Here is a 12,625-nt window from a genome sequence, read left to right on the forward strand (position 1 = left end):
GCGGGCTCGCACCTCGATTCCCCCCACCCGGAGGCAGTTGTGGACCGCGCCAGACCCCTGACCCTGCTCCTCGCGGGCGTCCTCGCCGCCGGCGGACTCGCCGCGCTCACCCCCACCGCCCAGGCCGCCGACTCCGAACTCGCCCGCAACGGCGGCTTCGAGGCCGGACTCGACGGCTGGAACTGCTCGGCGGGCAGCGGCGCCGTCGTCGCCACCCCCACCCACAGCGGTACGAAGGCGCTCCAGGCCACCCCCGCGGGCAGCGACAACGCCCGCTGCTCACAGACCGTCACCGTCAAGCCCGGCTCGACGTACACGCTCAGCGGCTGGGTCCGCGGCAGCTACGTCTACCTCGGCGCCACCGGCACCGGCACCACCGACGTCTCCACCTGGACGAACTCCGCCCCCGACTGGCAGAAGCTCAGCACCACCTTCACCACGGGCGCCGCCACCACCTCGGTCACCATCTACACCCACGGCTGGTACGGCACCCCCGCCTACCAGGCCGACGACCTCTCCCTGTACGGCCCCGGGGGTGACCCGGCCACGATCCCCACCGCCCCCACCGGCCTCGCGGCGGGCAGCCCGACCTCCACCACGGTCCCGCTCACCTGGGCCGCCGTCTCCGGTGCCACCTCGTACCACGTCTACCAGGGCGCCACCAAGGTCCAGACGGTCACCGGCACCTCCACCACCGTCACCGGACTCACCGCCTCCACCCCGTACACCTTCCAGGTCACCGCCGCGAACAGCGCGGGCGAGTCCCCGAAGTCCGCCCTCGTGAACGCCACCACGACGAGCGGCGGCGGAGGCGGTACCGAACTGCCCGCGCACGCCCTCGTCGGCTACCTCCACGCCAGCTTCGCCAACGGCTCCGGCTACACCCGGATGGCCGACGTCCCCGCCTCCTGGGACGTCATCAACCTGGCCTTCGGCGAACCGACCTCGGTGACCTCGGGCGACATCCGCTTCAAGCTCTGCCCGGTCGCGGAGTGCCCCACCGTCGAGTCCGAGGCCGACTTCAAGGCCGCCATCAAGGCCAAGCAGCTCGCGGGCAAGAAGGTGCTCATCTCCATCGGCGGCCAGAACGGACAGGTCCAGCTCTCCACCGCCGCCGCCCGCGACACCTTCGTCAGCTCCGTCTCGAAGATCATCGACGACTACGGCCTCAACGGCCTCGACATCGACTTCGAGGGCCACTCCCTGTCGCTCCAGACCGGTGACACCGACTTCCGCAACCCGACCAGCCCGGTCGTCGTCAACCTGATCCAGGCCGTCAAGACCCTCAAGGCCAAGTACGGCCCGAAGTTCATCCTCACCATGGCCCCGGAGACCTTCTTCGTCCAGCTCGGCTACCAGTTCTACGGCTCCGGCCCCTGGGGCGGCCAGGACCCGCGCGCCGGCGCCTACCTGCCGGTCATCCACGCCCTGCGCGACGACCTGACCCTGCTCCACGTCCAGGACTACAACTCGGGCCCGATCATGGGCCTGGACAACCAGTACCACTCCATGGGCGGCGCGGACTTCCACATCGCGATGACCGACATGCTCCTCACCGGCTTCCCCGTCGCGGGCAACGCCGACCGCTTCTTCCCCGCCCTCCGCGCCGACCAGGTCGCCATCGGCCTCCCCGCCTCCACCCAGGCGGGCAACGGCCACACCACCCCCGCCGAGGTCAACAAGGCCCTCGACTGCCTCACCAAGAAGACCAACTGCGGCACCTACCAGACCCACGGCACCTGGCCCGCCCTGCGCGGCCTGATGACCTGGTCGATCAACTGGGACCGCTTCAACCAGTGGCAGTTCTCGAACAACTTCGACGCGTACAACTGGAGCTGACCCCCAGCACCAGCAGGCTCAGACAGAGACTGGCCAGCACGTCCAGGGGCCAGTGGTAGCCGCGCAGCACCAGACCGGTCCCCGTCACCGCCGTCAGCACGGCGGCGACGGGGACCAGCCGGTTCGAGACCAGGAAGGCCGCGCCGAAATAGGCCACCGCGGCCGTCGCCGTATGACCCGAGGGGTAGTAGCCCTGCGCCCACGGCTCCAGCGGCCCCGGCCGGGCCGTCCACTCCTTCAGCGGAATCACCAGGAGCGGCACCGCCGCCATCGCGAGCCCCGCGTACAGGGCGGCGGCCCGACGGCCGCGCCACACCGCGTACGCCATCGCGCAGCCGAGGACGGGCAGGGCCACCGTCATGTTCCCGAGGTCGGAGGCCAGCTCCGAGAGGGGCCGGGGGACCGTGTCCACCAGGGCCCGGGAGACCCGCTCGTCCAGCCCGGTCAGCGGGCCGTGGACCAGCACCTGCCAGGTCATGAGGGCGAGGGCGACGAGCGCCGAGAAGAGAGCCGGCCGCCCTGGAACAGGGGGGGTGGTTCCAGGACGGCCGTGAGGATCGGGCCGCCGCACGCCCCGGGGGGTGTGGGGCGGGCGGCCATCCGATCGGTGAGGAGTTCCGGGACCCGAAGTCCCGGTGGTGTGCGTGACCGCACGGTGCGGGCGGGGCTGGGGAGGCTCCGCCCGGGGTGTTTCTCTCATCTGCGGAAACCGTACGGCAGAGAAGAGGGGACCGACAGCGGGAAACGCATCCCGCCATCGGCCCCCCACAGAGTCTTCACACGGACCGACGGTACGCGATCAGATCCCGGCGAACGCGTTCTCGATGATGTCGAGACCCTCGTTCAGCAGGTCCTCGCCGATCACCAGCGGCGGCAGGAAACGCAGCACGTTGCCGTAGGTGCCGCAGGTCAGGACCAGGAGACCCTCCGCGTGGCAGGCCTTCGCCAGCGCACCGGCGGCCTCCGCGTACGGCTCCTTGGTCGCCGGGTCCTTCACCAGCTCGATGGCGACCATCGCGCCACGGCCACGGATGTCACCGATGACCGGGAACTTCTCCTGCATCGCCGTGAGACGGGCCTTCATGACCTCCTCGATGCGCCGGGCCCGCGCGTTGAGGTCCAGCTCCCGCATCGTCTCGATGGAGCCGAGCGCGGCGGCGCAGGCCACCGGGTTGCCGCCGTAGGTGCCGCCCAGACCGCCGCCGTGGACGGAGTCCATGATCTCGGCGCGGCCCGTCACGGCGGCCAGCGGCAGACCGCCCGCGATGCCCTTGGCGGTGGTGATCAGGTCCGGGACGATGCCCTCGTCCTCACACGCGAACCACTGGCCGGTGCGGCAGAAGCCCGACTGGATCTCGTCGGCGACGAAGACGATCCCGTTGTCGTTGGCGAACTTCACGATCGCCGGCAGGAAGCCCTTGGCCGGCTCGATGAAACCGCCCTCGCCGAGCAGCGGCTCGATGATGATCGCGGCGACGTTGTCCGCGCCGATCTGCTTGCTGATCTGGTCGATCGCCTGGGCGGCGGCCTCGGGGCCGCAGTTCTCGGCACCCGTCGGCCAGCGGTAGCCGTACGCCACCGGCACCCGGTAGACCTCGGGCGCGAACGGACCGAAGCCCTGCTTGTACGGCATGTTCTTCGACGTCAGCGCCATCGTCAGGTTCGTCCGGCCGTGGTAGCCGTGGTCGAAGACGACGACGGCCTGGCGCTTGGTGTACGACCGGGCGATCTTGACCGCGTTCTCGACCGCCTCGGCGCCCGAGTTGAACAGCGCGGACTTCTTCGCGTGGTCGCCCGGGGTCAGCTCGGCCAGCGCCTCGCAGACCTCCACGTAACCCTCGTACGGCGTCACCATGAAGCAGGTGTGCGTGAAGTCCTGGAGCTGCGCGGCGGCACGGCGCACCACGGCCTCGGCGGAGGCGCCGACCGAGGTCACCGCGATGCCCGAGCCGAAGTCGATCAGACGGTTGCCGTCGACGTCCTCGATGATGCCCCCGCCGGCCCGCTTCGTGAACACGGGGAGCGTGGAGCCGACGCCACCGGCGACCGTGTCGAGACGGCGGGCCTGAAGCTCCTGCGACTTCGGACCGGGGATGGCGGTGACGACGCGCCGCTCCTGCGGGACAGCGTTCATGCGGGGCTCCTGGGATGTTCTGGACGCACGGGCGGGTTCCTCCGCAGGCTAGGCGCGGGAGACGGCCCGGGGCATGCACCGATCGGGAGTGGTGGCGGGTGTGTCGTTGTCCGGGATGGACATGAAGGTTCCGCTTCCGCCCCCGCCGCACGGGCCCCCGAAACCCCTCCGGGAAGCCCCGCGCCCACTAGATTGACGAAGGCACAGACGCGGCGACCTGGCTGGTCAGGGGGCAGGGGTAGATGGAGACCGACGGCACGTACGAGTCACGCGACACGAAGGGGGGCGGGGTGCCGCGACCCGGAGGGCCGCCCGGGGGCCCGTCGCGGGACGGACGGACACCGGCCCGCCCCGCGCCCCCCGCCCTCCCGACGACCGGTGTGGTGCCCGCCCCCGCACCCCCTGTCACCCCGCCCCTCCCCGTCGGCGCCCCGGCCGCGCCGCCGAGGCCCCCCCGGGCACCCGGCGCCCGCCCGCCCGCCGCCGACTGGCTGGACGCCCCGCGCCCCCGGGCAGGCCTCGGGATCTGGCGGTTCCGGCACGTCCCGCCGCCGCCCGCCGCCGACCGGCGGCTCTCCCCCGTCACCGTCGTCGGGATGCTCGTCCCGGTCGCCGTCGGACTGCTCATCTGGTCGGCCTTCCGCCGCGGCACCCTTCCCTACATGTGGGCCGTGCTCAAGACCCTCACGCCCGGAGACTGGTGGTACTCCCTCGGCACCACCCCGCGCGACTGGCACGGACAGGCGGCCCACGAGGTCTTCGGCGGCGCCGTCTTCGTCGGGCTCGTCTGCGCCGTCGCCGCCGTCGGCTCCTGGGGCAGGATCGTCCGCTTCTACCTCGACCGGTTCAGCCCGCCCGTCCGCGCGGCCGTCGCCGCCGCCGGGGCCCTGATCACCCTGACGTTCGTCTGGCCCGAGTTCTTCGGCCTCGGCTGGGACCCGCTGCCCGTCGTCACCCCCGTCCTCTCCCTCGCCGCCCTCGTCGCGGGCGGCTACGACGCCCTCAGCTCCCCCTTCCTCGTCTATCCGCTCTACGCCGCCGTCACCGCGCTCGTCGTCCGCCCCTTCGCCCGCGTCGGCGGCTGGCTCCCCCTCCTGCGCGCCCGCCGCGCCACCGCCCCGCCCACGGCCCCCGCCCCCGCGCCGGACACGGCCCGCTCCCGATGGCCGGAACTGCGCGAGGCGGGCGCCCACCGCGCCGCCGACCTGCTCGCCGGAGAACTCCTCACCGGACGCATGAACGACGTCGACTGCGCCCGCGTCCAGCGCCTCTGGCGCGAAGCGGGCCGCGACCCCGCCCGCCGCGCCGCCGTCACCGACACCCTCCTCAAGGAGGGCGCGGGAGCCGCCGCGCACCCCTCCGGCGCCCGCGACCTGCCCGGCCGCCGCGCCACCCACGACCTGCTCCTCGGCCAGGTCCGCGTCGGCCGGTACGCACCCGCCGAGCGGACCCCGGACGCCTACCACGGCGCCGGGCTCGCCCTCGACCCCGGCCTCCTCGGCACCTCCCTCCTCGCCGTCGGCCCCTCCGGCGCGGGCAAGACCCGGCACCTCGTCGCACCCGTCGTCGAGACGCTGGTCCTCCAGGCCCTCACCGGCGCCTGCTCCGTCGTCGCCGTAGGCCCGGCCGCCGCCCCGCTCGGCCCCGACGAGGCGTACGACGTCGTCGTCCGCCTCGGCGACCCCGCCTCCCGCTACGACCTGGACCTCTACGCCGGGGCCACCGACCCGGACGAGGCCGCCGCCTTCCTCGCCGAGGGGCTCGTCGGAGACATGGAGGGCGTCGAGACCCGGCGCGCCGCCACCGTCCTCGCCCAGCTCATCGGCCCCTACCGGGCCGCGTACGGCGGCTTCCCGACCGTCCCGGTCCTGCGCGAACTGCTCGAAGCCCGCCCCGAGACCCTCCGGGCCCTGCTCGACCTGCTCCCGGAGGACGGGCACCCGGCCATGCGCCGCGAACTGGACTCCCGCATCCGCCAGGTCGGCACCGCCACCGACGTCGGCCCCCTGCTCGCCGACCGGCTCGCCGCCCTCGACCGGCCGGTCTTCGCCGCCTTCTTCGGCGGCGGACGCGAGACCCGGCCCTTCTCGCTGCGGGCCGTCGCCCAGCACCCCATGCGGGTCAGGATCGCCCTCCCCGAGGGCGGCCACGAGGAGGCCGCACGGCTGCTCAACCGGCTGCTGCTCGCCCAGTTCCAGTCCGTCACCCGCGACCGGCCGGGCCGGGGCCACTTCGCCTGCCTGGTCCTCGACGACGCCGCCGGGGCCCTGACCGCCGGGACCGTCCGGGGCCTCCAGCGGCTCCGCCCGCAGAACGCGGGCGTCCTGCTGGCCCTCCGCACCCTCGCGGAGGTCCCCGAGCCGCTGCACGGCCCGCTGCTCGCGGGCGTCGGCTGCCGGATGGCCTTCGCCGGGCTGCCCACCTGGGACGGCCGGGCCTTCGCCGAGGCCTGGGGCACCGAACGGGTGGAGACCACCGAGACCGCCCACCACACCGTCTTCGCCGACCAGCCGATGACCCGCGCCTTCCACGCCCTGCGCAAACTCGTCACCGGCAAGGCCGTCACCACCGAGGCCGTCACCGTCCGGGAGGTGGAGCGGCAGCGGTGGTCGGCGTCCGACCTCGCGCACGCCGTGCCGCCCGGCCACGCCGTCCTGTCGCTCACCCACGTACGCGGGGAGCACACCCCGCCGCTGCTCGTGGAGCTGACGGACTGAACCGACGGGCCGCACCCCCGGCCGGACCCGCGCCCGCCCGCTCGGCTGAGCGGGTGGACGTCGGCCCTGGCACAATCGGGGGCGCCGCTCGGTTGAGCGGCGCCCCCCTCCCAAAGGTCCGACGGTCCCCAATGCCGCCCACCCTCGCCTCGCTGGTCCAGCACTCCTCGCTCAAGCTCGTCGTCCGGGCCGGCGCGGACCGTCTCGACACCCCCGTCCGCTGGGCGCACGTCAGCGAGCTCGCCGACCCCGTCCCGTACATGGAGGGGGGCGAACTCCTCCTCACCACCGCGCTCACCCTCGACGCGGAGGACCTGGAGGCGATGCGCCGCTATGTGCGCAGGCTGGTCGGCGCGGGCGTCGTCGGACTCGGCTTCGCCGTGGGCGTCAATTACGAGGAGATCCCGCCCGCCCTCCTCGACGCGGCCCGCGAGGAGCACCTGCCGCTCCTCGAAGTGCCCCGCAGGACCCCGTTCCTCGCCATCAGCAAGGCCGTCTCAGCGGCGATCTCCGCCGACCAGTACCGGGACGTCACGGCCGGTTTCGAGGTACAGCGCGAACTGACCAGGGCCGCCCTCGCCGAGGGGCCCGAAGCCGTCGTCGCCCGGCTCGCCGCACACCTCGACGGCTGGGCCGCGCTCTACGACACCTCCGGCACCGTCGTCGCCGTCTCACCCGACTGGGCCGCCCGCAGGGCCGCCCGGCTCACCTCCGACGTGGAACGGCTCCGGGACCGCCCAGCGCCCGCCAGCGCCGTCGTCGGAGGTACGGAGGACCGCGTCGAACTCCAGTCGCTCGGCACCGGCCGCCGCGTCCGGGGCGCCCTCGCCGTCGGCACCGGCGCCCCCCTCGGCACCGGCGAGCGGTACGCCGTGCACTCGGCCATCGCCCTGCTCACCCTCACGACGGAACGTTCCCGTTCCCTCCAGGCGGCCGAGCAGCGCCTCGGCGCGGCGATCCTCCGGATGCTGCTCGCGGGCCAGCCGGACCACGCCCGCGCGGTCGCGGGCGATGTCTACGGCGGACTCCTCGACGCCCCCTTCCGGCTGCTCGTCGCCGAGTCCGCCGGGCCCGAACCCGCCGGGGAACCCCCGCTCCCGCTGCTCGCCGAGAACCTGGAGGCCGCCGCCGCCCGCGCCGGGGAGGCCGTCCTCACCGTGCCCGAGAGCGCCCAGCGGCTCGTCGTCCTCGCCGGGGACGGGGGAGCGGTCGTCACCGCCTGCCAGGGGTACGCGGACCGGGAGGCGGAGGACGCCGGTGTGATCGTCGGACTGTCGGCGCCCGCCGGGCCCGCCCTGGCGGCAGCCGCGTACAAGCAGGCCGAGCAGGCGCTGTCGGTGGCCCGGCGGCGGGGCCGCGCGCTCGTCGAGCACGAGGACCTGGCGGCCGGTTCGGTGCTCCCGCTGCTCGCCGACGACGCCGTGCGCGCCTTCGCCGACGGGATGCTCCGCGCACTCCGCGACCATGACGCGACGGGCCGGGGCGACCTGGTCGCCTCACTGCGGGCGTGGCTCTCCCGGCACGGCCAGTGGGACGCGGCGGCGGCCGATCTCGGCGTCCACCGGCACACCCTCCGCTACCGGATGCGGCGGGTCGAGGAGATCCTCGGCCGCTCGCTGGACGACCCGGACGTACGGATGGAGCTCTGGCTGGCCCTGAAGGCGACGGGCGGCGGCACGGACTGACCGGGGCCCGTCGGCTTGGTCGTACGCATACGGGCCAGGGTCCGTCCGTACGCATACGGGTCGGGGTCCGACCTGAATCGGGGGCGTCCCTGGAGTGGAGCCCCTGTGCGGTCCCCGCCCCCGCCCGCTCCCTCAGTTCGAGTCGCCCCCGCCACCGCTGCCGCCGTCGCCGAAGACCGTGATGTCGTTGCCGCTGCTGCGGTTCGGGCCGCGGAGCGGGCGGGAGCGGACCAGCCGTCCGGCGCCCAGGGTCACGGCGGACACCGCCTGGACCCAGCGGGGGCCGCCCTGCGCGGCCCACACCACGCAGACGCAGCCCGCGACGGCGAGCAGCAGGACACCGGTCAGTGCCAGCAGGATCATGAGGTTCCCCCTAGGTGTGTCGGTCGTTCTCCCTCACGGGTCCGGCCATCCTGTCATCGCCGTGCGGCGACCGATGAGCCGCCGTGCCCCCGTGCTCTCCGTAGGACGTCAGCGGGGCGGGGTGGCGGTTCCCTCGACGCGGACGGACTGGAAGGCGGTGTTCGCGACGCGCTCGCGGTCCTTGACCCTGCGGGCGGGGAACTGCTCCGACACCTGACAGCCGGCCATGGCGTGGAGGTAGACCGCGCGGCCGGTGTAGTTGGCGAAGTCGCCGGTCCCGTGGACGTTCTTGCAGGTGCCGATCAGCTGGTCCGGCGGGTCGGGGTACTCCCTCACGACGTTCACCACCTGGGCCTTGTCGGGGTGGCTGGAGTCGGAGGCCTGGTAGACGTAGAAGTGGATGTTGTTCGCCGCTGTCGGAGCGGCGGCGGCGAGGACGAGCGCCAAGGCGGCGAGGCCGGTCAGCGGGCGGTGCACAGCGGATGCTCTCCTGGAGGTGGTGGCGGGAGGGGAGTGGGCCGGACCGGGGCCGGGAGCCGGGCGGGACGGTCCGGCTTCCGGCCGTCGCCCGCCCCGGGCGACGGCCGGGGTTCAGGGAGCGGCGTCCGGCGGCCACCGGTGCCGCTGCCCCGATGTCACTCGCGGACGATCTTCACGGATCTGATCGACTTGGTGGGCATGTTGATGGCCTCTTCGGTGTCGGCGAGCTTGTGCTTGTACGAGCCGGTGCAGTCCTCATGCTCGTACAGGAACGCGGTACCGCCTGTGTCGTTGATGAGATCCCGGCCGACGAGGACGTTCTTGCAGAGGTCCCACTTGATGTCGTTCGCCTGGGGGTTGACGGTGACCGCGTTCAGCACCTTCGCCTTCCCGGGATGAGCGGGGTCCTCGTAGGCCAGGAACTCGATGTTGTTGGCAGCCGCCGGGATGATGGCGGCCAGGGACAGGGCCGCGCTCGCCAGCACGGTGATCACGGTGCGTTTCATCGAAGCCTCCACAGAGTTCGGTGCCGGGGTGCTGAATATGCCCCTGGCTAGGGCGGATCTGCCCTGGAGTTGCACTCCGGAACCCGGCGGGGAAGCCCGGCCACCACAATGAGTGACGGCCGCACCCCCGAGCGGTCCCTGCTCCGGGGTGCATCAGGGCCCCTTCGCAGGGCCGTATCGCCGAGAGGGGAGAAGGGTGGGGCGCCGCAGAGCCCTGCATCTGCCGAAGGGAGTCCCGGGGCCTCTCCGCGAGGGCCAGGAGTCAGGGGCCGAGCAGCTGAGGGTAGTTCTTGGCTGTCTCGTACTTGTCCACGCCCGCCTGGTATTCGGCGAACGTGGGGAGCTGTGGCTTGATGGGCGGCACTTCCACCTCGCCGAGCTGCGGCCAGTCACTGGGTTCGAACTGGTAGCCGAAGGTCTTGAGTCCCGCCAGTTCCCGCCCGAAGACCCGGAAGCGGTTCCGGTCGGTGTCGTACACGTTCACCTGCCTCCTGGGTGAGGCGAGGAAGAACTTCAGTTCGGCGTGGATACCGGCGAGCAGCCAGGCGTCATTGACGAGGACCGACCAGTTCGCCGTCTTCAGGACTCCGGCGGGGCCGTATTTCTTCGTGGCCTCGTTCATGGTCCAGAAATTTTCCTTCACCTCCGGATCGATTCCGCTTCCCTGCTCGGCAGGGGGCTGGGTGTCGTCCCGCAGTCCACCGATGATCATCCCGATGAAATCGCGGTTCGCGGTTGCCTTCTCCACGGAGTAGTAGACGTCCCAGGCCACCTTGATCCCTGCGTCGCTGAAGGCGTCCTTGTTGTCCCAGGTCCGCTCAAGGCCTCTTTTCTTGTAGAGGTCCTTGACGTTGTTCGCTGCGGTGGTGAACTGCTGTTTCGTGAACACTTTCCCGATTCCTTCGCTGCGGTCGATCCGCTCTGACCGTGAATGGTGAGGAGGGTTCCGGGAGATGGCATCCGTGGGTGGCCAGGTCCATGGGCGACCTGGTACTTGCCCTCCTGCTTCCCGGGACTCTCCCCGGACTTCTTTCCGGCGCCCTCTACTTCCCGTTCGCCTCCGTCATCTCCCTTCCCTCGAAGTGGTAGATCTCCAGGATCAGGCTCTCGCCCTTGGCGAACTGGAGGAACAGTGCCTGCTGGAGGTTCCCCTTGTTCCAGGCGTCCTTCGCGTCCCGGCACATCTCCGTGCCCGCGCCCTTGCGGGGAATCACCAGCTTCTGCTTGTCCATCCACGCGGGAATCTTCTTCGGCTTGAGGAAGAAGTCCTCGATCGGACCGGTGGGGATGCCCGAACCCTTCGCGAAGGAGAGGTAGCGGTGGGGCGGCAGCGATTCACGGCCCGCGCTGCCGAGCTGCTGGCCCTTCAGCAGCTTCGCCAGTTCGGCACGGGAAGCGGTGTCCCAGTCCACGTAGGTGCCGGAGCCGGTCTTGTGCCGGGAGAGCTTGCTCCAGGAGACGCCCGCACCCACCCCGAGTGCCGCGTCGCGGTCGGACTTGGACATGTTGTCGAGAATCAGATGACCGGACATTCGGATCCGCCTTCCTGGTGGTCCGGTACGGCTTGCTCCTCTTCCACCCGGGCTGGTCCTCCCGTACGCCGTCAGCGCCGGAAGGGGAATCCGATCCTTCGCCCATCGTGTGGTGCGGAGCTTTCGCGGCCCATGACAGCAGAAGCCGCTGGCATATTCCGTCCGCTGGCCTCTCCGCCGGAATCGGACCACCCGAAATGGTGCGCGGCAGTGGCGTCTGGCCGCATCCGATGCGACGGTCCGCTTCCGAGGAGTGGACGGCGTCTCCCGGGCGTCCGGTCTGCCCGGACGCGGGCAGATTCCTTGGCCGTCGGACCTGCGTTCTTTACTCTCTGTCCATGACAAGCCCCGCCGTCGATCCGGCCCCCGAGACGCCCCGGACCGCGCCCGCACCCCGCACCCCCGCCACCTCCTCGGTGCCCGTCCGCCGGATCACCGGCGCCGTGTGGGCTGCCCTCGGCATCGTCTACGTCGTCTGGGGCTCGACCTACCTCGGCATCCGGATCGTCGTCGAGACGATGCCGCCCTTCCTCTCCGCGGGCACCCGCTTCGTCACCGCGGGACTGCTGCTCGCCGGGATCATCGCCTGGCGCCGGGGCCCGGCGGCCCTCAAGGTCACCCGCCGGGAACTGGGCTCCGCCGTCCTCGTCGGCCTGCTCCTGATCCTGGGCGGCAACGGTCTCGTCGTCCTGGCCGAGACCTCGATCTCGTCCGGTCTCGCCGCCCTGCTGATCTCCGTCGTCCCCGCGTGGGTCGTCCTTCTGAAAGCGACTTCCGGCCAACGGCCGACCGTGGGCGGCCTCGCGGGCGTGCTCCTGGGGCTCGCCGGACTCGCCGTGCTGACCCTGCCGGGACTCAGCGGCGAGGTGAAGGCGAGCGGCGTCCTCCTCGTCGTCATAGCCACCCTGCTGTGGTCCGTCGGCTCCTTCTCCTCCGCGCGCCTGCCGATGCCCAAGAACCCGTTCACCGCCAGCGCGTACGAGATGATCGCGGGCGGCCTGGGCGGTCTGCTCGTCGGACTGGTCAGGGGCGAGCAGCAGGGGCTCGACCCGGCGGCGATATCGGGGCGCTCCTGGGTGGCCCTCGCCGGTCTGGTGGTCTTCGGCTCGCTGATCGCGTTCACCGCGTACGCCTGGCTGCTCCAGGCCGCCCCGCTCTCGCTGGTCGCCACCTACGCGTACGTGAACCCCGTCGTCGCCGTCGCCCTCGGCGCCCTCGTCCTGAACGAGGCCCTGACCTGGTCCATCGTCCTCGGCGGCGCGATCGTCGTCGCAGGGGTCTGGCTGATCGTCTCCACGGAGCGGCGCGGCTGACGGACGGGCCCGGGAGACCGGTGCGCCCGGCGCGGCGGCCGTGCGGGGCGCGGGAC

11 protein-coding genes are annotated in these 12,625 nt (G+C 72.2%); 4 read left to right on the forward strand and 7 right to left on the reverse strand.

Features of this window, described 5'->3' with window-relative positions:
• The first annotated feature begins 39 nt into the window (after positions 1 to 39).
• Complete coding sequence (locus ACIRQY_RS24530; protein ID WP_403929208.1) at positions 40 to 1,839, forward strand: chitinase; 1,800 nt, start codon at positions 40 to 42, stop codon at positions 1,837 to 1,839.
• On the opposite strand, the gene ACIRQY_RS24535 is transcribed toward ACIRQY_RS24530, so the two are convergent.
• Complete coding sequence (locus ACIRQY_RS24535; RefSeq protein ID WP_403929211.1) at positions 1,790 to 2,539, reverse strand: phosphatase PAP2 family protein; 750 nt, start codon at positions 2,537 to 2,539, stop codon at positions 1,790 to 1,792. The genes ACIRQY_RS24530 and ACIRQY_RS24535 overlap by 50 nt on opposite strands.
• 99 nt (positions 2,540 to 2,638) lie before the next feature.
• Positions 2,639 to 3,973 carry a 4-aminobutyrate--2-oxoglutarate transaminase gene (gene gabT / locus ACIRQY_RS24540; RefSeq protein WP_351787095.1) on the reverse strand — a complete coding sequence of 445 codons (1,335 nt, stop codon included), beginning with the start codon at positions 3,971 to 3,973 and terminating at the stop codon, positions 2,639 to 2,641.
• A 242-nt stretch (positions 3,974 to 4,215) separates the two neighbouring features.
• On the opposite strand from gabT, the gene ACIRQY_RS24545 reads away from it, so the two are divergent.
• Both ACIRQY_RS24545 and ACIRQY_RS24550 read left to right on the forward strand, forming a co-directional pair.
• Positions 4,216 to 6,690, forward strand: coding sequence for an ATP/GTP-binding protein (locus ACIRQY_RS24545; RefSeq protein WP_403929214.1), 2,475 nt, complete (start codon positions 4,216 to 4,218; stop codon positions 6,688 to 6,690).
• Between the two features lie 131 nt (positions 6,691 to 6,821).
• Positions 6,822 to 8,375: a PucR family transcriptional regulator gene (locus tag ACIRQY_RS24550; RefSeq protein WP_351787089.1), complete on the forward strand. Its 1,554-nt coding sequence runs from the start codon at positions 6,822 to 6,824 to the stop codon at positions 8,373 to 8,375.
• Positions 8,376 to 8,507: 132 nt separating this feature from the next.
• On the opposite strand, the gene ACIRQY_RS24555 is transcribed toward ACIRQY_RS24550, so the two are convergent.
• The 5 genes from ACIRQY_RS24555 to ACIRQY_RS24575 all read right to left on the reverse strand — a co-directional run bounded on the left by ACIRQY_RS24555 (position 8,508) and on the right by ACIRQY_RS24575 (position 11,256).
• On the reverse strand, positions 8,508 to 8,738 hold the full coding sequence (locus ACIRQY_RS24555; RefSeq protein ID WP_351787086.1) for a hypothetical protein: 231 nt from the start codon (positions 8,736 to 8,738) through the stop codon (positions 8,508 to 8,510).
• Positions 8,739 to 8,846: 108 nt separating this feature from the next.
• Positions 8,847 to 9,215, reverse strand: coding sequence for a hypothetical protein (locus tag ACIRQY_RS24560; RefSeq protein ID WP_403929217.1), 369 nt, complete (start codon positions 9,213 to 9,215; stop codon positions 8,847 to 8,849).
• 158 nt (positions 9,216 to 9,373) lie between these two features.
• Positions 9,374 to 9,724: a hypothetical protein gene (locus ACIRQY_RS24565; RefSeq protein WP_403929220.1), complete on the reverse strand. Its 351-nt coding sequence runs from the start codon at positions 9,722 to 9,724 to the stop codon at positions 9,374 to 9,376.
• A gap of 262 nt (positions 9,725 to 9,986) precedes the next feature.
• Positions 9,987 to 10,613 carry a hypothetical protein gene (locus ACIRQY_RS24570; protein ID WP_403929223.1) on the reverse strand — a complete coding sequence of 209 codons (627 nt, stop codon included), beginning with the start codon at positions 10,611 to 10,613 and terminating at the stop codon, positions 9,987 to 9,989.
• Positions 10,614 to 10,767: 154 nt separating this feature from the next.
• Positions 10,768 to 11,256 carry a hypothetical protein gene (locus ACIRQY_RS24575; protein ID WP_403929226.1) on the reverse strand — a complete coding sequence of 163 codons (489 nt, stop codon included), beginning with the start codon at positions 11,254 to 11,256 and terminating at the stop codon, positions 10,768 to 10,770.
• Between the two features lie 338 nt (positions 11,257 to 11,594).
• Between ACIRQY_RS24575 and ACIRQY_RS24580 the strand changes: the two genes are divergently transcribed.
• Positions 11,595 to 12,569 (forward strand): EamA family transporter, encoded by a 975-nt coding sequence (locus ACIRQY_RS24580; RefSeq protein WP_403929229.1) that lies wholly within the window; start codon positions 11,595 to 11,597, stop codon positions 12,567 to 12,569.
• The last annotated feature ends 56 nt before the right edge of the window (positions 12,570 to 12,625 follow it).

Source organism: Streptomyces sp. NPDC101490, assembly GCF_044767145.1.
In the GTDB taxonomy this organism is placed as follows: Bacteria; Actinomycetota; Actinomycetes; order Streptomycetales; family Streptomycetaceae; genus Streptomyces.